This is a genomic window from Muricoccus vinaceus (genome assembly GCF_042433125.1).
GTDB lineage: Bacteria > Pseudomonadota > Alphaproteobacteria > Acetobacterales > Acetobacteraceae > Roseomonas > Roseomonas vinacea.
Genome location: NZ_JBHLVZ010000011.1, coordinates 1 through 20,295, shown reverse-complemented (window position 1 = coordinate 20,295; position 20,295 = coordinate 1). Strand labels below are relative to the sequence as shown.

The window sequence follows — 20,295 nt, the reverse complement described above, 5'->3', positions numbered from 1 at the left end:
CATCGCGGCTGCCGCCCGGATCGGTGGTCTTGCTACGCTCGGTCGTCGTTCCCGGGCTTGCCCGAGGCCGGTGGTTCCGGCCTCACCTTCGGCGTTGCGGCGCCGCCCAGCATACTCGTGCCCAGGGTCATCGCTGCCATGAAGTGGGTGGCCATCGTGGCCGCGGTCAACGCCGCCGCGCGAACGGCCGTCGTGACGGGACCGGGGACGAAAAGCCGTGCCGCGGGGGCGCTCGCAATGGTTGGCTGTTCGGCTGACGGCTCAGGCGACTGCGCGGCCGGCTGCTCCGAAGGAAAAACGCCATCGAACGCAGTTGCTTCTGGCGAGGGCGGTGTGGAGCGCGGCGTGGCCCTGAGGCGGGCAGCGGCCGGCTTCGGCCGGGAAGCGGAACCAGCAGCCTTCGGCGGTTCTGCCTTGGCCGCGCGAACGGGCTTGGCGACGGGCTTTGCCGCGGCATCGGCCTTGCCGTCGCGGGCAGGCGGCTTGGCGGAAGGCTTTCGCCGCAGCGCGGACTCTGCAGCCGAGGCGGGCTTGGGCTTGGCGGCATCGCCCTTGTCAGGCCGGGCCCTGTGCGACGGCACGGACTTGGCCGAGGCGCGCCCCTTATTCTGGCTGCTCTCTTCGCTGGAGCGCTTTGCCATGGATCACCTCATTTGCTTGCGGTCCGACCACACCCGGCTCCCAACCGCTCGTTACGGAAGCCGACGATAACTTCTTCTGTAACGCGGCTCGACGCCGTGCGTATCGCCAGAGATTGATACGTCATCACGCAAACTCCTTCGGGTCCGCAGGACGCCTCAGCCCAGGCGGGCGAGGTAGTGGTCCCAGGTTTTGCGGAACAGCGCGGGAGTATGGAGGCGCTGGCGGATCGTGACCCGCTGGGCCGCATCGAACACGAAGGGCTGTCCGATCCGCATTGCCTCCACCTGGCGTTCCGCATTCTCCTCCAGGTAGGCCGCGAGGGCGAAGCAGGCAGTCAGGTCCTCCGCAACCACCGTCGCGCCGTGCGACTTCATCAACACCGCGCTTCCAGGGCCGAGGCAGGCCGCCAGCGCCTCTCCCATCGCGCGCGTGCTGATCGACATGGGATCATCGAAGACCGGCACGTCCCCGAGCAGCGCGCCCTGCGCGAAAACCGGCTGGAAGGCGGCGCCAACCATGGTCAGCAGCGTGGACCAGCGCGGGTGCAGGTGGATGATCGCGCGCACCTCCGGGCGGCGGCGGTAGATCTCCGTGTGGATGTGGAACTCCAGCGGCGGGCGCCCACTGCCGGCGAGCAGCGCGCCGTCCGCATCGATTTCAACGAGGTCCGCCGGGCCGACGCGCCGCTTCGGCGCGACGGCATCATTGATCAGGATGCGCCCCTCTGCACTGAGGATGCTGGCATGGCCGCTATGGTCGATCATTCCCGCGTGCTCGAGCATGCGGAGCGCCTCCGCGAGCATCTCCTTCTCGCGTGCCGTCGCTCATGCGGTCTCTCCTTCTTGTGCCGCGCACGGCTTGCGTGCGCCGGCGTTCCCCACGCTAAGATAGCGAAAAGGCGACGGCTTCGCTGCGACGCGGGCATGTCGTTTCATTGGGGGAGGAGAACATGCGATGCGGCGTGCGCTGCTCAAGTTACTCGTGGGGCTGCCGCTTCTCTATGCGGCGGGCGGCGCATCGGCTGCGGGCGGCGACTGGCCACAGCGTCCGGTGCGCATCGTCGCGCCCTTCGCGCCCGGGGGCAGCGCGGACACGCTGGGGCGGCTGATCGCGCGCGACCTTTCGGAACGCCTCGGGCAGCCCTTCATCGTGGACAACCGGCCCGGCGCGGGGGGGCTGATCGGCACCACGCAGGTCGCGCGCGCGCCGGCGGACGGCTACACGCTCGGCATATCCGGCATCGCGTCCCACGTCATCGCGGTTGCGACCAACGCGGGCGCGAACGGCTTCGACGCGCTGCGCGACTTCACGCACATCGCCTATCTCGGCGGCCCGCCGGTCGGCTTCGTTGTCGGGCCGGGGACATCCGCGCGCAGCATGCCCGAGGCCCTGGCTCTCGCACGCGGGTCGCGCACGCTGTCCTTCGCGACGCCGGGTGCGGGCACGCACGGAGCGCTGATCGGGGAGATGTTCCGGCAGGCGACGGGCGCAAATCTGGAATCCATCCCTTATCGCGGCGGCGGCAACGGCATGTCCGACCTGCTCGGCGGATCGGTGGATGCTGCCTTCATCGCCCTCACCTCCGCCGCCGAGCCGCTGCGCGACCGCCGCATCTTCGGTATCGCCGTCAGCACAGCCGAGCGGCTGCCGGGCTTTCCCGCGATCCCGACCTTCGCCGAACTTGGCTACCCCAACCTCACAGCCACCACCTGGTTCGGCCTCGCAGGGCCCGCGAACCTTCCCGCGCCGGTGGTGGAGCGGCTGAACGCGGAGGTGCGGCGCATCCTCGCGAAACCCGACATTCGCGCGCGGCTGGAGGCGGACGGGCTCGTTTCGCCGGCCATGACGGCGCCGGAATTCACCCGCTTCGTCGCCGAGGAGATCGCGCGCTGGACACCCATCGCACGCGCTTCCGCCGCTCAGGCGCGTTGACGGCGGCTAGGATCCGATGAGCAGCGGGCGCATGCCGGCGGCCGCTTCTTCCAGCGCCAGACGATAGGTGCCCAGCAGCTCTTCGCTTGTTGTCCGCCGCGCCTGTGTGGAGACGTTGAGCGAGGCGACGATGCGCCCGGCAGCGTTGCGGATCGGAACCGCGAGGGAGCGCAGATCGATCTCCAGCTCCTGGTCCACCGTGCAGAAGCCCTCGCGCCGGACCTTGTCCAACGCCGCGCGCAGCGCCTCCTCGGTGTGAAGGGTGAAGGGCGTGACCTGTTCCAGGCGCGCGGTGCGGAAGAAGCGGTCCAGCTCGCCCTCCGGCAGGTTGGCCAGGAGGACGCGGCCCATGGATGTGCAATAGGCCGGAAGATGCGTGCCGACATCCCGGTGCAGCGACCCCGCCCGCTTCCGGGTGGAACGGGCGACATAGATCACGTCCTCGCCGTGCAGGACGGAGGCGGAGCAGGAATCGCCAAGTGCCTCGCTCGTGCGCTCCAGGAACGGCTGGGCCACGCGTGGCAGCACGGAGGAGGAAAGATAGGCCTGCGCCAGTGTGAGCACCTGAGGGGCGAGGCGGAAGAAGGGACCGGAGGACTGCACGTATCCCAGCGCTTCCAGCGTCAGCAGGGAGCGCCGGACGGTCGCGCGCGAGAGCTCCACCCGCCGCGCGATGTCGGCCAGGGTCAGGTCCTGGTCCTGTTCGGTGAAGGCACGCATGACCGAAAGGCCGCGGGCCAGCGCCGTGACGAAATCCCGGCCCTGCTCCTTGTCGGCCTCCTGATCCGGCGCTCCCGCCAGCGCCGCGCCACTCATGCGCGCAGCGCCTCCAGCATGGCTTCAGCGAAGGCGCCGTCGCCGGCTACGCTGAGCATGGACACGTGGGGACGCAACTGCTCGAGCGCCGACGATAGAGCCGAGGGTGGCCGGGTGGCAGGGTCGTGCAGGATCAGGCCGCAGGTCTTGGTGCCCGTCGCGGCGCAGGCCTCGCCCACCACGGCGGCCAGTTGCGCATCCTGCCCGGAGGTCGCGATCATGACGGCCTGGCTGGAGGATTCCACCTCCTGAACGAAGCCTGCCGCGCGGCCGATCACGTCGCGGAACCACCGCCGGGAGTCGGCGCCCGCCTCCGGCTCGAAGAAGGAGGGAGCGAAGAAAACCGCGCCGTTCCAGGGCCGGGCGGCGAGCCCCTGCACAACCTCCAGGCTTGGCGGGTCGAGCGCGACCACCAGCGTCGCGCGCGGGGCGGAGTTGGGCGCGCGCACGCGAAAGGCGGCTTCGGACGCCGTGGTGGCGCGCGCGCTCTCGCTGGCCATCAGACCGATGCCTGGACGACACCGGGCCTGGCCCGCAGCGCCTCGCCCGCGGCGTCCTTGAAGGCTTGGTCGGGCGGCAGCACCACGGCGGCGGAGCGCACCTGCTGCTCCTCGGGCCGCGTGCCGGGCGGGGGCACGCCCTTGTCGCGCAGTGCCTTGGCGGCTTTCATCAGGCGGAAGCGCGCCATGATGATGCCGTTGTCGGTGGAGGTCAGGTTTTCCCGCGTGCGGTCCACGATGGGACCCATGCTTTCCTGAAGCGAAGCATCCTGCATCGCGATTCCGGAGACGCCGCTATAGGTGATGCCCGCCTTCTGCGCGGCGCGGTCCATGAGGTAGTCGTTGTCCTTGTTCGCTGCCGGACGGTAGGTGCCGGGAACATAGGTGACGTGAATGCCGTGGCCGTCACGCATGGCCTGCACCTCGCGCTCGGTGAGTGCGCGCACGGGGTGGTAGTCGAAGCTCCAGGCCCAGCAGTTCTCGTCGTCGATCGGGATCCAGAAGTGGCCGTGGATCGGGTGGTCGCCGCGCGGGGGCACCATGGTGAAGCAGGGCATCACCCAGGGCGTGATGCGCCAGTAGTAGTGACCGTCCTCCGCGTTGCGGCGTGCGCCGATGTAAAGGCCGCTGCCGTGCTCCACCACCTCGAACACGGGCGCGCTGTCATTGAGGTTGTACTGATTGCCCTTGGCGCCCTTGAAGAGCGGGTCGGAGCTGAGGGCGCCACGGTGCAGGAAGGAGACATGGGCGGAATCGATGCCGCCTTCCATCGCCTGCAGCCAGTTGGATTCCTGCAGGCGCTTGGAGGAGAAGGTCTGTTCCGGCGGCACCGTGATGAACTCCCATTCCGGCAGCGGCGGCTGCAGGTCCGGCGGGCCCATATAGGTCCAGGCGATGTGCCCGCGCTCCACCAGCGGATAGGAGGTCAGCTTGATGCGCTGGCGGAAGCCGCTGGACTCAGGCTCTGACGGAACCTCGGTGCACTGGCCGGAGGTGTCGTACTTCCAGCCGTGATAGGGGCAGCGCAGGCCGCAATCCTCGTTGCGGCCGAACCAGAGCGACACGCCGCGATGGGCGCAGAACTCGTCGATCAGGCCGAGCTTGCCCTCGCTGTCGCGGAAGGCCAGAAGGCGCTCGCCCAGAAGCTTCACGCGCACCGGGGCGCCGCCGGGCTCGGCCACCTCCTCCGCCAGCAGGGCCGGGATCCAGTAGCGGCGGAAGACATCCCCCATGGGGGTTCCCGGGCCGGTCTGGGTGAGGAGGTCGTTCTGTTCCTTCCGCAGCATCGCGATGGTCTCCTTGGAGTGTTTCTTCCGTGACCCGTTCACGCGGCCGGGCGCAGGTCCCGCTTGGCGCTTCGCACGAGGTCGGCCAGTTTCGCCGTGGGGTCGGCCAGCAGCTGCGGCGACACCTCGGCGCCCAGCAGCATCAGTTCCTTGATGAAGCGCAGGTCGCGCGCGGCGTTGATGCCGATGGCCGCGACCGGCCGGCTGCCATCCATCTGCAGCCGCAGCGCAGGGCCTTCGCCAGGCGTGCCGCGGGCGATCCAGGGCAGCGTGTCCGAGACGAGGCCCGCGATCTGCATGTTCAGCCCGTGCTGGTCCGTCCAGAACCAGGGAACCTCCGAATGCGGCGCGGGCTTGCCGACGATGTTGCGCGCCACGGCGATGGCGGCGTTCTGCGCGTTCTGCCAGGACTCCAGCCGGAGATGCCGGCCGTAGCGGGGATCATAGCGGCTGGCGACGTCGCCGGCGGCCCAGATCAACGGGTCCTCCGTGCGGCCGAAGGCATCCACCACGATGCCGTTGGCCACGCGCAGCCCTGCCCCGGCGGCAAGCTCGGCGTTGGGCACCATCCCGATGCCGACCACCACTGCGTCCGCCCGGATGCGTTCGCCCGTGTCGAGAACGACGGACGGGATGCCGGCGTCGTCCTCGATCCTTGCCACCTGGGTGTTGAAGCGCAGGTCGACACCCTTGCCCGCGTGCAGCGCAGCGTAGAAGGCGCCGACCTCGGCCGGCACGCAGCGGGCCATCAGCGCCCCGCCGGCCTCCACCAGCGTGACCTGCGCCCCCTTCGCGCGCGCGGCGGAGGCGGCTTCCAGCCCGATGAAGCCGCCCCCGACCACGACCAGATGCGCCCCGGGACGGAGGTGCGGGCGCAGCGCCCGCGTATCGGCCAACCTGCGGATGGGGTGGCAGCGTGGGTGGTCGCCGCCCGGCGCCGGCAGCGGGCGGGGGCGCCCGCCGGTTGCGAGGAGCAGCGCGCCGTAGGGCAGCGCGTCGCCGTCCTCCAGGCGAAGGCTGCGCGCCGCACGGTCGATCGCCGCCACGCGCGTGTCGAGACGCAGCGCGATGCCGTGCTGCGCGTACCAGTCGGCTGGCCGAACCCAGGCGATCTCGTCCGAGCCCAGCAGCATGTCCTTGGAGAGCGCCGGACGCTCGTAGGGTGGTTCGGCCTCCTCGCCCACCAGGGTGATGGGGCCGGTGAAGCCGGCGCCGCGCATGGCTTCCACCGCGCGGCCCCCCGCCTGGCCCCCGCCGACCACCACCACGCCGTCGCGCAGCAAGGGCTCCATGGCTCAGGCCGCCGCCCGGGCGCGGATGGCGGCGCCGGAGAGGCGCAGCAGGGCTTCCACGACGGCCTCGGGGCTCGCCTTGTTCTGGCCCGCGATCTCGAGCGCGCTCCCATGGGCCACGGAGGAAAAGAGCACGGGCGTGCCGATGGTCATGCCCGCCGTGCGGTTGGTGGCCAGCAGCTTGGCCGCCAGGTGCCCCTGGTCGTGCACCATGACGACGAAGGCGTCGTAGTCCGGCTTCTGGAACATCGTGTCGGCGCCGAAGGGGCCCTCGCAGCGGATGCCGCGCGCGCGGGCGCGCTCCATGGCGGGCTCGATGATCGTGGCTTCCTCGTTGCCGAACATGCCGTGCTCGCTGGCATGGGGGTTGAGGCCGGACACGGCGATGCGCGGTTCGGCCACACCGAGCTTCACCAGCACCGCCTGGGTGGCCTCCAGCACGCGCAGCACACGCCCGGGGGTGACGAGGTCGATGGCCTGGCGCAGGCCCACATGAAGGGTGGTGTGGACGATGCGCTTGTTGTCGAAGCACAGCATCAGGAAGGCGTCCTCCTCCGGCGTGCCCGTGCAGCGGGCGACGAAGGTGGGATAGCCGTCAAAGGCGATGCCGGCCGCCTGGATGGCGAACTCCGTCTGCGGGCAAGCGGCGACCGCCTCCACCTCGCCTGCCATGGCGGCGCGGATGGCGACGGCGGCGGCCTCCACGGCAGCCTTTCCATGCACCGCCTGGATCTCTCCGAGGCGGAGCGGCTCCTCGCGAAACTGGTCGAGGTCGATCAGCGCGATCCGGTCCTCGCCCACCTCCTCGGCAGCCGTGCCCACCACCGCCAGCGGTGCGGCGAGGCCGCAGGCCTGCGCGTGCCGCTCCAGGGCACCGCGGTCGCCCACCAGCACGGGGCGGCAGGCCGCGCGGACGCGGGGGTCGAGCGCCGCCTTCAGCGCGATCTCGGGCCCGATCCCGGCGGGGTCGCCCAGGGCCAGGGCGATGCGGGGTCTCGGCGATGCGGGCTTGGCGATGGCGTTCATGCGGCGCGCCGCCCCTTCGCGGGATCGATGCAGACCTTTCCGTCCACCACCTGCGCCGGCCAGGTCCGCAGCGGCTCGGTGCAGGGCGCGGCGGCGGGAGCGCCGGTGCGGATGTCGAACTTGCCCTGGTGAAAGGGGCATTCGATCTCGCTCCCCTCCACGAAGCCTTCCGAAAGCGAACCGGGGCCGTGGGTGCAGAGGTCCTGCGTGACGTAGAAGCGGCCCTCCACAAGGAAGACGGCATAGGCCTCGCCGCGCAGCTCGGCGCGCACGGGCGTGTCCTCCTCCACATCCGAGGCGTCGCAGAGCGCCTCCAGGCCGGCCTCGTCCGTCATCCCTTCCCCTCCCCTCCACCAGCACACTCCGTGCGCACAGCGAACACTTTTATCAATCTGCGAACACTAGGTCGAACAGCTCTCAAAGCATGTCAAGCGTCCGGTTCCCCGTTCCCCACCGCAACCCGCGCGGCCCCGCACCCTTCTCTCGGCTGGTGAAGCGGTGCGCGGGGGAGACTGGCCATGGCCGAGCAGGGCGACGGAGCGGCGCGGGCGGACGCGGCCTGGATCGCGGCGAAACGGGACGGCTTTCGCGCGGCGCTGGAGCAGTTCGATGCCTCCCGCCCGCTGCTGCTCCTGTCGCACCATGACGCCGACGGCCTTTCCTCCGCCGCCATCCTGGCGCGCGCGTTGGAAAGGGCGGGCCGCCGCCCGGAGGTGCGCATCCTCGGGCGCGGGGAGAATGCGTGGTCGCCCGAGATGGCGGCGGCGCTGAGGGAGCGCCCGCTTGGCGGGCTCATCGTGGCCGATCTCGGCACGCGGTCCGAACCGCCGCTGCCGGGCACGCCGACCATCCTGCTGGACCACCATGTTCCCACCGGCGTACCGGAAGAGGCCCTCCTCGTGAGCGGTCAAGGCTTGGTGCCGACGCCCACGACCTCCCTGCTGGCCTGGTGGTGCGCGGGCGCGGTTGCCCCCGTGGAGGACCTGCTCTGGCTGGCGGCGCTGGGCATCATCGGGGACATGGAGGAGGCGGCGGGCTTCGCCGAGCTGGCGGAAGCGCGGTCGCGCTGGGGGATCACCGCTCTGCGCAACGCGGTGTCGCTGGTCAACGCGCCCCGGCGCGCCAGCGCGGCCGATGCCGGGCCCGCCTTCGCGCTGCTGATGAAGGCGGATGGGCCGAAGGACGTGCTCTCGGGTGGCCACGCCGAGACGGCCCTGCTGCTGGCGGCCAAGGCCGAGGTGCAGGAGGCCCTGGCGGAGGGGCGCCGCGTCGCGCCGCGGATCCGCGGCGACGTGGCGCTGATCCCCCTGGATTCACCCTGCCAGATCCACCCCCTGGTGGCGCAGCAGTGGAAAGGGCGGCTGAAGGACAAGGTGGTGATCGCGGTGAACACCGGATACCGGCCGGGCTGGGTGCATTTCGCCGCGCGGGCGGGGAGCGGCACGGACCTGATCGCCTTTTTCCGAAACCACCGGCCAGAAGGAGCGGATCCCGTGAACTACGGCAATGGCCATGCCCAGGCCTCCGGCGGAGCCTTGCCGCCGGCGGCCTGGAACCGCTTCGTCGCCGGGCTCGGCTTTGAGGCCGACATGCAGGTGCCGGCGTGAGCACGCGCCGCAAGCCCATCGTGACGCCCCAGCGTCCCGGCGCTCCCGCGCCGCTGCGCCTGGGCGTTCCCGTGAAGCTGATGGGGGCACCGGAGATCAAGAGCAACGACACGCGGCGCTGGCAGCAGAACCCGCACCTCAAGGTGTCGCTGGAGCACATGGACCGCGCGCTGGACTACCTGGACCAGCACGACATCCGCATGTACCGGCTGTCCTCCGACCTCGCGCCCTATGCCACGCATCCCGACATGCCGCAGTTCCACGGCATGGTCCGGGAAAGCGATGCGGAACTGCGCGCGCTCGGCGCCAAGGCCCGCCGGCTGGGCATCCGGCTGAGCTTCCATCCCTCCCAGTTCGTGGTCCTCAACAGCCCCGACCCCGCGCTGGTGGAGAAGAGCATCTGGGACCTTTCCTCCCAGGCCGAGATGCTGGACCGGATGGAGCTTGGCCCGGAGGCGGTGATGGTGATCCATGTGGGCGGCACCTATGGCGATCGCCCCGCGGCCAATGCGCGCTGGGTGGAAACCTGGAACAACCTCCTCCCCGAGCATGTGCGCCGCCGGCTGGTGCTGGAGCACGATGACCTCCGCTTCTCGGTCTCCGACATCCTTTGGATCCACGAGCGCACGGGGGTGCGGCTGATCTTCGACCACCAGCACTTCTGGTGCCTCAACCCGGACGGGCTCGAAATGCGAGCGGCGCTGGAGGCCGTCCTGCGCACCTGGCCCGAGGGCCAGCGGCCCAAGGTGCATTTCTCCTCCCCACGCACGGAGATGCGCGAGCTGAAGCGGAAGGAGAAGGGCTCGCGCAAGCTCAAGACGGTGTTCGTCGCGCCCGTGAACACGGGCCACGCCGACTTCTGCAATCCCTTCGAGTTCATCACCTTCATGCGCCTCGCCGAGGGGCTCGAGTTCGATGTGATGCTGGAGGCCAAGGTGAAGGACCTCGCGCTGATCCGCCTGCGCCCGGATCTTCTGCGCTACGCCCCGGATGTCGCTGCGCGCTTCGGCCTGGAGCCTGCCGAGGCTCCGGCGCTGGAGGCAGAGGAGGACCAGCTCCTCGAGGAGGAAGAGGCCTGACAAGGGAGGCCACGCCACGCGCCGGGTGGCGAGGGGCAAGGACCAGCAACCCGCCTGCGACGGTCAGTCGTGGCGCCATGGCCACACCGGGCAAATCCGTGAAAATACCTGTTCAACGGATCGTGATACCCCGATAACCTATCCGTGAAGGGGGCGGCAGGTCCCCGGAACGCGGGAAACAGGTCATGCTGGACGTCGTCGGCACCGTCGCCAACACTTACCCCATGTCTCCCGCAGGGCCGTTCGGCGCTGCGGGAGTTCGCCCGGGCTTCATGTTCGCGACAGGCATCGAGAACAGCGCACCCACCATCGCCGGCGGGCGCATCCGGCGCGACCAGCTCGCCGAATGCGGCCATTACGAGCGCTGGCAGGAGGACTTCGCCCTGGTGCGCGAGGTCGGCTGCAACTACCTGCGCTATGGTCCCCAGCTTCACCGCTGCCTGCTGGGCGCCGGGCGCTATGACTGGAGCTTCGCCGAGGAGGCCTTCGCCGCGTTGCGCCGCCAGGGCACCGTGCCCATCGTCGACCTCTGCCACTTCGGCGTGCCCGACTGGATCGGCGACTTCCAGAACCCCGACTTCTCCGGGCTTTTCGCCGATTATGCCGGAGCCTTCGCGCGCCGCTTTCCCTGGATACAGCTCTACACCCCCGTGAACGAGATGTTCATCACGGCGGTCTTCTCCGCCAAGTACGGCTGGTGGAACGAGCAGGCGCGCGACGACCTGTCCTACGTCACCGCCATCAAGAACATCGTGCGCGCCAACGTGCTGGCCATGCACGCCATCCTGGAGGTGCGGCCCGACGCCCTGTTCGTGCAATCGGAATCCACCGAGCACTTCCATCCGGAATGCCCGGCCGCCCTCCGCCACGCCGACTTCCGGAACGGAGAGCGCTTCCTGACGCTCGACCTGAACTACGGGCACCGCGTGGACAGCGGCATGTACGAGTTCCTTCTCGACAACGGCATGACCCGTGACGAGTACCGTTTCTTCATGCAGCAGGACCTGCGCCGCCACTGCATCATGGGCAACGACTGGTACGCCACCAACGAGCACCTGATCACCGGCACCGGCAGCAGCCGCTGGGCTGGCGAGGTCTTCGGCTATGGCCCGGTGACGCGCCTCTACCACGACCGCTACCGCCTGCCGATCATGCACACCGAAACCAATTGCGACGAGGGCCCGAACGGCGACGAGGCCGAGCGCTGGCTATGGAAGCAGTGGGCCGGGGTGATGCAGCTTCGCCGCGACCACGTGCCGGTGCTGGGCTTCACCTGGTATTCCCTGACCGACCAGGTGGACTGGGACGTGGCGCTGCGCCAGCAGCGCGGCCGCGTGAACCCGCGCGGCCTGTTCGACCTGGACCGCCGCCCGCGCGCGGCCGGGCGGGCCTATGCGAAGTTGATCCGCGACTGGTCGGACGTGCTGGCGCGCCAGGGATCCTGCCTGCACCCGGCGCTCGCGGCGCTGGACTGAAGCCGGGGTTCAGCCGGCGGGCCGCAGGGCGCGCCAGGCCGCGGCGAAAGCCTGGGCGCGATCGGCCACCTGCGCCGCCGTCGCGCCCGGCTTGTAGAGGGCGGAGCCGAGCCCGAAGCCTGCGGCGCCCGCGGACACGAACTCGCCCATGTTGTCCGGCGCGATGCCGCCAACGGGCAGGAAGCGCGTGCCCCGCGGAAACACGCTGAGCATGGCCTTGAGCACCCGGGGCGTGAGCAGCTCGGCAGGGAACAGCTTGAGGGCGTCGGCGCCGCTGCGGAGCGCCGCGAAGCCCTCGGTCGGCGTGGAGACGCCGGGCACGCAGAGCAGGCCGGCGGCCTTGGCGGCGCGGATCACCTCGGGGTCGCCGTGCGGCATCACCACGATCCGTCCGCCCGCCGAGGCGAGCTCCGCGACCTGGGCAGGGTCGGTCACCGTTCCCGCGCCAACCAGCACGTCCCGGCCGAACTCGGCCGAGAGGGCGCGGATGCTCTCGAAGGGACGCGGCGAGTTCAGCGGCACCTCGATGATCGCGAAGCCGGCCGCCACCAGGGCATGGCCGATCGGCAAGGCTTCCTCGGGCGTGATGCCGCGCAGGATCGCGACCAGCGGCAGGCGATCCATGAAGGATTGCAGGATCATGGCTGAAGCTCCTTGCGCCCGGTGAGTTCGGCGAGTTCAGCGATGCGCCACAACCCGGCCGGGGCGGTGTCGCCGAGAACCGCCACCTCGTCGATGCCGAACAACGCGAAAGCGCGGCGGTAGCGATCGCAGAGCGCGGCGTCGCCCACCAGCACGGGCGCGGCGCCCTCCCCATGCAGGCCGCAGCGGATTTCCTCGCCGATCAAGAGGCCGGACAGGTATTCCAGGCTCAGCTCGGGACGGAGCTGGCCTGCCAGCACCAGGGCACGGGCGGAAAAGAGAAGCGGCGCGGCCCCGGACCCGCTGTCGCGCAGCGCCGTGACACCGCGTGCAAAGGCCTCGGCCAGACGGCCCGCGTCCGCCGCGGGCGCATCCTTCGTGGCGAAGCGCCCGAGGATGGAGTGCTCGCGCAGGGTCGCGAAGACCTCGCCCGTCATGAAGGTGCGGAAATCCCGGATGCGGCCATCGGAGACCGGGACCCATTTCGAATGCGTGCCCGGCAGGACGAAGAGCGCGCCGGCCGCGAGGGCGGGCCGTTGCACCAGCGCGCCGACGATCTGGGTCTCCTCGCCCCGCATCATGTCCGGCGCCGCGCCATAGCGCGCGACCCCTGGTATCACCAGGAGGGCGCCACCCGGGACAGGCACCAGGGCGCGCGCCAGTTCATCGGTGCCCGCCGGGCATTCGGCATAGGGCGCCTCCACCCAGCCCTGCGCACTGCCGATCATGCCGGCGGCGACGGCCCGCAGGCCCGGCCAGGCCAGGCGCCAGTCGCCCACGGCACGCTCCATCACCCCCGCGAAGTCGCGGCCGGGCACCTGCATCAGGCCGAGCGGCAGGCGCCGCGTTTCCAGCACGGCGCCGCCGGGCCCCATCAGGTAGGCGCGGAGCGAGGAGGTGCCCCAGTCGAGCGCGATCAACGCGGGTTCGGTCGCGGCCATCTTGCGCTCCGTGACGCCGGCCCCGTGCCGGCGCTGCCGCGCGGCGCCAAGGACCGCCGCGCGCCACCCGTTGTCCCGTGTCAGGGCAACGCGGTCAACGCGCCCAGCGGAGCACCAGCGGATCGGCCTTCCGTGCCACCTCGATCAGCCCCGCCCGGGTGGCCGGGTGCAGCGGGGGGAGCGGCGCGCGGGGTGCGTCGCAGGCGATCACGCCGCCCTCCTTCATCAGGGCCTTCGCGGCGAGAAGGCCGCACTGGCGGTTCTCGTAGTTGATGAGCGGCAGCAAGTGCTGGTAGGCCGCCGCCGCTTCCTCCCGGCGGCCGCCGCGGTAGGCGTCCATGATGCGGCGGATGCCGTCGGGGTACCCGCCACCGGTCATGGAGCCCGTGGCGCCGGCATCAAGGTCGGCCATGAGGGTGATCGCCTCCTCGCCGTCCCAGGGGCCCTCGACCGCCTCCCCGCCCAGCGCGATCAGGTCCCGCAGCTTGTTGGCGGCAAAAGGCACCTCGACCTTGAAATAGGCCACCTGCTCGATCTCCCGCGCCATGCGCGCGAGGAAGGCCGCCGGAAGCGCGGTGCCGCTGACCGGCGCGTCCTGGATCATGATGGGAATACCGATCGAGTCGGAGACACCCTGGAAGAAAGCCTGGATGCCGGGCTCCGCCACGCGGATCGTGGCGCCGTGATAGGGCGGCATGATCATCACCATGGCCGCGCCCGCCTCCTGGGCGCGGCGCGAGCGTTCGGCGCAGATGCGCGTGGAGAAATGGGTGGTGGTCGCGATCACCGGCACGCGCCCGCCCACATGATCGAGCATGACCCGCGTCAGCACCTCGCGTTCCTCGTCCGAGAGCACGAACTGCTCGGAGAAATTCGCGAGGATGCAGAGGCCTTCGGACCCGGCATCGATCATGAAATCGAGGCAGCGGCGCTGGCCGCCGAGATCGAGGGCGCCCCGTTCGTCGAAGATGGTGGGAACCACGGGGAAGACGCCGCGGTAACGGGGGTGGCTCATCGCATGGCTCCGGTGGCAGCAGGCAAGGGACGCGCGGCGCCGCGGCGGAGCGCCTGCAGCAGCGAGCCCTCCAGCGCGACCGCGCTCTCCGGGATCATCGCGCCGGCCGGCACATCCGCGCACAGGGTCTTGTTGGCGGCCAGGTAGAAGGGCACGAGCCCCCCCGCACGGGAGGCGGGCAGGAGAAGGGCGGTGCAATCATCCATGACGTGATGGTGTCCGCCCATGTGGAGCACCTCCCCCGCGCGGAAGTCCCGCCCGGCGCGCGCCACCATCACCGACTGCACGGATTGTTGGTCGCTGCCGGATGCGCGGCCGTGCAGCACGGCCGAGAACAGGCTGACGGGCGTTTCCAGGCCCATGAGGTGGTAAGGCAGGAAGATGCAGGCGCGCCGGCCGTCCCGCGACACCACATGCCCCTTGCCGCGCAGCATCTCCCAGACCACGGGATCACCGCAGGCCACGATCACGAAAACGCCGCCGCCGAGGCTGACCTCCTCCGGACGCCGGAGGCAGTTGAAGACGTCCACCACGCCGGTCCGGTTGAGGATGCCGCCCTCCGCGCGCGGGGCGAACACGTCGGCCAGTTCGGTGATCCGGCAAAGGGGAAAGCTGAGCGCATCGCGCGAGGGGAGCAGGCCCGTGGAGTTCGACACCACGTTCATCTCGCAATAATCGGGCGTGGCACGCTGCGGGAGGGCAGCCAGAACGTCCGAGCGGCTGGCCAGCATGCCCGGAACATCCGCGCCGAGCATCCAGAGCGCCCCGAGCCCCGGCGCGGCGCAGCGCAACTCCGCGCAGGTGACCTCGGCCCTGGCATGGTCGAAGACGAAGTCGTACTCGCTGGACTTGCCGGCGGCGAGAACCTCGAAGCCCAGCAGTCGCGCCCAGGTGACGAGCCCGATGAGGTTGGCGGGCTGGTCGCCGTCCGCCGTGGTGTAAACAAGCCCACGCTCCACCGCCAGGCGGTTCAGCTCCGGCCCGACAACGGAGTCGGTCTCCTTGCTCACCATGGCGACATGAGCGCCCCTGCCGATGGCATCGAGCGCCATCCGCGCGCCCGCCTCCGGCTGCCCGGTCGCCTCCACGAGGATGTCGTGCGGAACGGCATCCAGCAGGCTCGCGTCGCGCACCACCGCGATCCGGTCGCCCCTGCCCCCGGCCTGGGCCGCGGTCTCGCACAGCACGGCGGCACCCGGCGGGTAGCCGAGCTCGGCCAGCAGGGCCATCACGCCCTCCGCGTCGAGGTCGCACAGGACCGCAGGCTCCAGGCGCGGGATGGCGCGTGCCTGGGCAAGGAGCGTGCGAGCGAAGCCGCCGCGCGCACCGCTGAGCGCGAAGCGCACGCGCCGTCCGGCGGGGTCTCGGAACAGGATCTCGTGGTTCACGGCGCGGGCGTCAGTGGTTGTCGCGCGCGACGGGTGCGCCGCTGCCGCCGCGAAGGAAGTCGAGGTCCACGCCCTTGTCGGCCTGCATCACGTGGTCGACGTACATGCGGGTGTAGCCGCGCTCCGCGAGCGGGATGGGCGGGGCTGTCCAGGCGGCACGGCGCTGGGCCAGCGCGGCGTCGTCCACATGCAGGTGCAGCCGGCGTTCCGCGACGTCCAGCGTGATCATGTCCCCGTTCTCCACCAGGGCGAGTGCGCCGCCCGCCATGGCCTCGGGCGCGGCGTGCAGCACCACCGTGCCATAGGCCGTGCCGGACATGCGCGCATCCGAGATCCGGATCATGTCCCGCACGCCCTGGCGGAGCAGCTTGGGCGGGAGCGGCATGTTGCCGACCTCCGCCATGCCCGGATAACCCCTGGGGCCACAGTACTTCAGCACCATGACGCAGCTCTCGTCGATGTCCAGCGCCTCGTCGTTGATGCGGGCGTGCAGGTCCTCGATGCTCTCGAACACCACGGCGCGGCCGGTGTGGCGAAGCAGGTGCGGCGAGGCGGCTGAAGGCTTGATCACCGCGCCATCCGGGCAAAGGTTGCCGCGCAGGATGGCAATGCCGGCCTGCGGCTTGAAGGGCGCGTCGTAGCGATGGATCACGTCGCGGTTCCAGCACTCGGCGTCCGCCACGTTCTCGGCCAGGCTGCGGCCGTTCGCGGTGGGTGCGTCCCCGTGCATCAGCCCGCGCTCGACCAGCTCGCGCAGCACCACGGGCAGGCCGCCGGCGTAGAAGAAATCCTCCATCAGGTGTTCGCCTGATGGACGGAGGTTGACCAGGCAGTTCACCTCGCTGGCCAGGAGGTCGAAATCGTCCAGTTGCAGCGGAACGCCGAGGCGGCCAGCGATCGCCAGGAGGTGGACCACGGCGTTGGTGGATCCACCAACTGCCGCCAGCACGCGGATCGCGTTCTCGAATGCGTCCCGCGTGAGGAGTTTCGAAAGCCGGAGGTCCTCCCGCACCATCTCCACAATGCGGCGCCCGGCGAGGCGCGCCAGCTCGTTGCGGCGGGCATCGGGCGCGGGGATGGCGGCGTTGCCCGGAAGGCCCACGCCCAGCGCCTCCACCATGCAGGCCATGGTCGAGGCCGTGCCCATGGTCATGCAGCTTCCCGCCGAGCGCGACATCGCACCCTCGGCCTCGTGGAACTCGCGCAGCGTGATCTCGCCCGCACGAAGCTGCTCGCTCATGGAGATGGTGTTGGTGCCGGAGCCGATCTTCTGGCCGCGGTAGTGGCCATTCAGCATGGGGCCGCCGGAAACCCCGATGGAGGGCAGGTCCACGCTCGCCGCCCCCATCAGCAGCGCGGGCGTGGTCTTGTCGCAGCCCATCAGCAGCACGACGCCGTCCAGCGGATTGGCGCGCAGCGCTTCCTCCACGTCCATGGAGGCGAGGTTGCGGTAGAGCATGGCGGTCGGCCGCATCTGCGTCTCGCCGAGGCTCAGCACGGGGAACTCGAGCGGATAGCCGCCCGCTTCCAGGATGCCGTAGCGCACGTGCTCCGCGATGGTCCGGAAATGGCCGTTGCAGGGCGTGAGCTCGGACCAGGTGTTGCAGATGCCGATCACGGGCCGGCCATCGAACTGGTCGTTGGGCAGGCCGCGGTTGCGAAGCCAGGAGCGGTAGTAGAAGCCCATCTTGTCCTGGCGGGCGAACCAGGCGCGGGAGCGCAGGGTGCCCGGTGGCACGTCGTCGGTCACGGATCGGGTCCTTGCTGGATCAGGAAGGGTTCACGCGCCGGGTTCGGCCGCAACCGCGGCCGTGCGGCGCCGGCCCAGCGCCGCCGCGGCGACGGGCCATAACAAAAAGAACAGGGCGATGGTGGAGAGCGTCCCCACCAGCGGGTTGGCCCAGAGCACGCCGAGCGAGCCGTTCGACATCAGCATGGACTGGCGGAAGGCATCCTCCGCCTTGTCGCCGATCACCATCGCCAGCACGAGCGGCGCGAGCGGATAGTCGAGCTTCTTCATGACATAGCCGGCGGCGCCGAAGCCCAGGGCGAGCCAAAGGTCGAACGGCGCCCCGGCCACGGTATAGGCACCGACGAGGCAGACCGTGACGATCACCGGCCCGATGATGGAGAAGGAAACCGACAGCATGGCGGCGAAAAGCGGCACCGTGGCCAGCGCCAGCACCATGCCGATGACGTTGCCGAGATACATGGAGGCGATCATGCCCCAGACGAAGTCGCGCTGCTCGATGAACAGCATGGGGCCGGGATTGAGGCCCCATATCATCAGCCCGCCGAGCATGACGGCGGAGGTGGCCGAACCGGGAATGCCGAGTGAGAGCATCGGCAGCATCGCGGCCGTGCCGGCGGAATGATCGGCGGTTTCCGGCGCGATCACGCCCTCCGGTTCGCCACCGCCGAAGCCGGTGCCGTTGCGCGACATGCGGCGCGCCAGCCCGTAGGACATGAAGGAGGCCGCGGTGGGGCCACCCGGGGTGATGCCCATCCAGACGCCGACCGCGCAGCCGCGCAGGATGGCCAGCCAGTAGCGCGGCAAGGCGGCGATGGCGCGCAGCATGGCGGCGGGGTCGAGCCGGGCGTTGGCGCCCTTGAACTCCGGCCCTTCCTCGATGGTCAGCAACAGCTCGCCCAGGCCGAAAAGGCCGATCACCACGACCAGGAAGGAGATCCCGCGGATGAGTTCGGGAATGTCGAAGGTCAGGCGCATGGAGCCGGAGACGGTGTCCATGCCCATCATGCCGAAGCCGAATCCCAGAGCCAGCGACACGATGGTCTTGAGCGGCGCGCCGCCGCCGAAGGCGATGAAGGAGGCGAAGGCGAGAAGGTAGACCGCGAAGTACTCGGGCGGCCCGAAGCGCAGCGCGAAGGAGGCGACGGCGCCCGACAGGAGGGTGATCACCACGATGCCCACCAGCGCGCCGATGCCGGCGGACACGAAGGCGAAGGTCAACGCCTCCGTCGCACGGCCCTGCCGCGCCATGGGGTAGCCGTCGAAGGTCGTGGCGACGGAAGAGGGCTCGCCGGGAATGTTGAACAGGATCGAGGTGGTGGAGCCGCCGAACAATGCGCCCCAGTAAAGGCTGGTGAGCAGGATGATGGCCGATACCGGGTCCATGGAGAAGGTGAGCGGCAGCAGCAGCGTCACCCCATTGGGCGCGCCCAGTCCGGGCAGCACGCCAACCAGGATGCCCAGCAGCACGCCCGCGATCATCAGCAGCACATGGTAACCGGTGAGGGCGACGGAAAAGCCGTGCATGAGGGCTTCGAGGTTGGACAGCATGGCGGCTCCTCCCTCAGCCCAGGCCGAGCAGCGTTTCGAGAGGGCCCTTGAGCAAGGGAACACCGAACCATTTCTCGAACACGACAAAGCTGGCGAAGGTCACGCCGAGCGCGACCGCGAGGCCCGTGGCGAAGCGGCGGCCGCCGACCCAGCGGATCGCCACGAGCAGGTAGAGCGCCATGGCGACGTATAGGCCCAGCCACTGCGCCACGGCCACCATGCCGAGAACGGGCAGGCCGAAGCGCAGCACGCGCAGCCCGCCCTCGCGGTCGATCACCGGGATCGCAGCCAGGGTTCCGCGCGCGCGCCACGCATTCACCGCCACCAGCGCCGCGGCGCCGATCAGGATGATCGAAACGCGGAAGGGGAAAAAGCCCGCCTGCGGTCCGTCGGAGGCCCACCCCGTGTCGAGCCCGGCCGAGCCCAGCAACCCCAGCGCGCCGACCAGCAGGATGACGCCGGCAAAGGCCAGCTCAAGCCGGAAGCGGTCCAGCATCCCCTTCTCCCCTTCCGGTCGCCCGCCGCTAGTTCACCAGCCAGCCTTCGGGGCCATAGAGTTCACGCGCCGCGCGCTCCTCGGTCTGCATCAGGGCGCGCATCTGGTCGGGCGATAGCAGCGCCGCGGTCTGGCTGGTGCGCTGGATGTAGTCCTGCCATTCCGGCGTCTCGCTGACCTTGCGCATCACATCCGCCCAGAAGGATTGCGCCCCCGGCGGCACCGCGGGGGGCAGGAAGACGGTGCGGGGCATGCGGAATTCATCGACGGTGATGCCCTGGGCAGCGCAGGGGGGGATGTCCGACCATGACTGCGCCTCGGTCACGCGCGGGCCCGCGGGAAGCGGTTCACGGCGGAAGACGCAGACGGGACGCACCTGCCCGCCGCGCCATCCGCCCGTGCTTTCCGAGGGATTGTTGGTGTTGGCGTCGATATGCCCGCCCGCGAGCTGCACGCCCGCCTCTCCGCCGCCGCGGAACGGGATGTAGGTGAAGCGGATGCCCGCGGCCTTCTGGATCAGCAGCGTCAGCGTCTGGTCGGTGTCGCGCGTCTGGCTGCCGCCCATGCGCAACACGCCCGGCCGCTCGCGCGCGGCGGCGACGAGGTCGGCCGCGCTGCGATAAGGAGAATCCTCCTTCACCCAGAGCATGAACTCGTCGAACGCCATCGCGGTGACGGGCGTCAGGTCGAGCGGCTTCCAGGCAACGCGGGCAACGAGTGGAAGAAGCCATTCGTTGTTGGTGCCGAAGATCACCTTGTGCGGGTCGCCCTGCGCGCCGCGTCCATACACGAATCGTATGGCCCGCCCCGTCCGCAAGGGTTTCCACGACCTGGTCTGATCAGTCTACGCCAACGTA

Annotated in this window: 20 protein-coding genes; 4 read left to right on the top strand and 16 right to left on the bottom strand. The window is 70.2% G+C overall.

The genetic code is table 11. The features are described 5' to 3' along the window. Positions 1 to 32: 32 nt before the first annotated feature. Both ACFFIC_RS08825 and ACFFIC_RS08820 read right to left on the bottom strand, forming a co-directional pair. The gene (locus ACFFIC_RS08825) at positions 33 to 641 is read right to left on the bottom strand and encodes a hypothetical protein (protein WP_377049807.1); all 609 of its coding nucleotides are present in this window, start codon (positions 639 to 641) and stop codon (positions 33 to 35) included. A 156-nt stretch (positions 642 to 797) separates the two neighbouring features. Beyond that, entirely contained in the window at positions 798 to 1,445 is a 648-nt protein-coding gene (locus ACFFIC_RS08820) for a class II aldolase/adducin family protein (protein WP_377049806.1), read from the bottom strand. Positions 1,446 to 1,596: 151 nt separating this feature from the next. Between ACFFIC_RS08820 and ACFFIC_RS08815 the strand changes: the two genes are divergently transcribed. Then, positions 1,597 to 2,574 carry a Bug family tripartite tricarboxylate transporter substrate binding protein gene (locus ACFFIC_RS08815; RefSeq protein WP_377049805.1) on the top strand — a complete coding sequence of 326 codons (978 nt, stop codon included), beginning with the start codon at positions 1,597 to 1,599 and terminating at the stop codon, positions 2,572 to 2,574. A 6-nt stretch (positions 2,575 to 2,580) separates the two neighbouring features. Here ACFFIC_RS08815 and ACFFIC_RS08810 read toward each other — a convergent pair whose 3' ends face one another. From ACFFIC_RS08810 to ACFFIC_RS08785, 6 genes are read right to left on the bottom strand one after another with little or no spacing between them, the layout of a single operon-like run. Beyond that, positions 2,581 to 3,390, bottom strand: coding sequence for an IclR family transcriptional regulator domain-containing protein (locus tag ACFFIC_RS08810; protein WP_377049804.1), 810 nt, complete (start codon positions 3,388 to 3,390; stop codon positions 2,581 to 2,583). After that, positions 3,387 to 3,890, bottom strand: coding sequence for a hypothetical protein (locus ACFFIC_RS08805; RefSeq protein WP_377049803.1), 504 nt, complete (start codon positions 3,888 to 3,890; stop codon positions 3,387 to 3,389). The genes ACFFIC_RS08810 and ACFFIC_RS08805 overlap by 4 nt, the downstream gene beginning before the upstream one ends. Then, the gene (locus ACFFIC_RS08800) at positions 3,890 to 5,176 is read right to left on the bottom strand and encodes an aromatic ring-hydroxylating dioxygenase subunit alpha (protein ID WP_377049802.1); all 1,287 of its coding nucleotides are present in this window, start codon (positions 5,174 to 5,176) and stop codon (positions 3,890 to 3,892) included. The genes ACFFIC_RS08805 and ACFFIC_RS08800 overlap by 1 nt, the downstream gene beginning before the upstream one ends. Before the next feature lie 38 nt (positions 5,177 to 5,214). After that, the gene (locus ACFFIC_RS08795; protein WP_377049801.1) at positions 5,215 to 6,468 is read right to left on the bottom strand and encodes an NAD(P)/FAD-dependent oxidoreductase; all 1,254 of its coding nucleotides are present in this window, start codon (positions 6,466 to 6,468) and stop codon (positions 5,215 to 5,217) included. 3 nt (positions 6,469 to 6,471) lie between these two features. After that, positions 6,472 to 7,494: a PdxA family dehydrogenase gene (locus ACFFIC_RS08790; protein WP_377049800.1), complete on the bottom strand. Its 1,023-nt coding sequence runs from the start codon at positions 7,492 to 7,494 to the stop codon at positions 6,472 to 6,474. Continuing rightward, on the bottom strand, positions 7,491 to 7,829 hold the full coding sequence (locus tag ACFFIC_RS08785; RefSeq protein WP_377049799.1) for a non-heme iron oxygenase ferredoxin subunit: 339 nt from the start codon (positions 7,827 to 7,829) through the stop codon (positions 7,491 to 7,493). Before ACFFIC_RS08785 ends, ACFFIC_RS08790 begins: the two co-directional genes overlap by 4 nt. A gap of 183 nt (positions 7,830 to 8,012) precedes the next feature. Between ACFFIC_RS08785 and ACFFIC_RS08780 the strand changes: the two genes are divergently transcribed. From ACFFIC_RS08780 to ACFFIC_RS08770, 3 genes are all read left to right on the top strand, one after another. Continuing rightward, positions 8,013 to 9,101, top strand: coding sequence for a DHH family phosphoesterase (locus ACFFIC_RS08780; RefSeq protein WP_377049798.1), 1,089 nt, complete (start codon positions 8,013 to 8,015; stop codon positions 9,099 to 9,101). Then, positions 9,098 to 10,180 (top strand): UV DNA damage repair endonuclease UvsE, encoded by a 1,083-nt coding sequence (gene uvsE, locus ACFFIC_RS08775; protein WP_377049797.1) that lies wholly within the window; start codon positions 9,098 to 9,100, stop codon positions 10,178 to 10,180. Before ACFFIC_RS08780 ends, uvsE begins: the two co-directional genes overlap by 4 nt. A gap of 185 nt (positions 10,181 to 10,365) precedes the next feature. Further along, complete coding sequence (locus tag ACFFIC_RS08770; RefSeq protein ID WP_377049796.1) at positions 10,366 to 11,655, top strand: family 1 glycosylhydrolase; 1,290 nt, start codon at positions 10,366 to 10,368, stop codon at positions 11,653 to 11,655. Positions 11,656 to 11,664: 9 nt separating this feature from the next. Here ACFFIC_RS08770 and ACFFIC_RS08765 read toward each other — a convergent pair whose 3' ends face one another. The 8 genes from ACFFIC_RS08765 to ACFFIC_RS08730 form a co-directional block, all read right to left on the bottom strand. Beyond that, positions 11,665 to 12,297, bottom strand: a complete 633-nt coding sequence (locus ACFFIC_RS08765; protein ID WP_377049795.1) for a 2-dehydro-3-deoxy-6-phosphogalactonate aldolase — start codon at positions 12,295 to 12,297, stop codon at positions 11,665 to 11,667. Continuing rightward, positions 12,294 to 13,238 (bottom strand): 2-dehydro-3-deoxygalactonokinase, encoded by a 945-nt coding sequence (locus tag ACFFIC_RS08760; protein WP_377049794.1) that lies wholly within the window; start codon positions 13,236 to 13,238, stop codon positions 12,294 to 12,296. Before ACFFIC_RS08760 ends, ACFFIC_RS08765 begins: the two co-directional genes overlap by 4 nt. 94 nt (positions 13,239 to 13,332) lie before the next feature. After that, a complete protein-coding gene (locus tag ACFFIC_RS08755) occupies positions 13,333 to 14,253 on the bottom strand; it encodes a dihydrodipicolinate synthase family protein (protein WP_377049793.1) in 921 nt (306 codons plus the stop codon). Further along, entirely contained in the window at positions 14,250 to 15,641 is a 1,392-nt protein-coding gene (locus ACFFIC_RS08750; RefSeq protein ID WP_377049792.1) for an NAD(P)H-dependent oxidoreductase, read from the bottom strand. The genes ACFFIC_RS08755 and ACFFIC_RS08750 overlap by 4 nt, the downstream gene beginning before the upstream one ends. 10 nt (positions 15,642 to 15,651) lie before the next feature. Then, positions 15,652 to 17,391, bottom strand: a complete 1,740-nt coding sequence (locus ACFFIC_RS08745; protein WP_377049791.1) for an IlvD/Edd family dehydratase — start codon at positions 17,389 to 17,391, stop codon at positions 15,652 to 15,654. A gap of 30 nt (positions 17,392 to 17,421) precedes the next feature. Continuing rightward, on the bottom strand, positions 17,422 to 18,942 hold the full coding sequence (locus ACFFIC_RS08740; protein WP_377049790.1) for a tripartite tricarboxylate transporter permease: 1,521 nt from the start codon (positions 18,940 to 18,942) through the stop codon (positions 17,422 to 17,424). Between the two features lie 13 nt (positions 18,943 to 18,955). Further along, a complete protein-coding gene (locus tag ACFFIC_RS08735) occupies positions 18,956 to 19,438 on the bottom strand; it encodes a tripartite tricarboxylate transporter TctB family protein (RefSeq protein ID WP_377049789.1) in 483 nt (160 codons plus the stop codon). A 28-nt stretch (positions 19,439 to 19,466) separates the two neighbouring features. After that, on the bottom strand, positions 19,467 to 20,228 hold the full coding sequence (locus tag ACFFIC_RS08730; RefSeq protein WP_377049788.1) for a Bug family tripartite tricarboxylate transporter substrate binding protein: 762 nt from the start codon (positions 20,226 to 20,228) through the stop codon (positions 19,467 to 19,469). Positions 20,229 to 20,295: the final 67 nt, after the last annotated feature.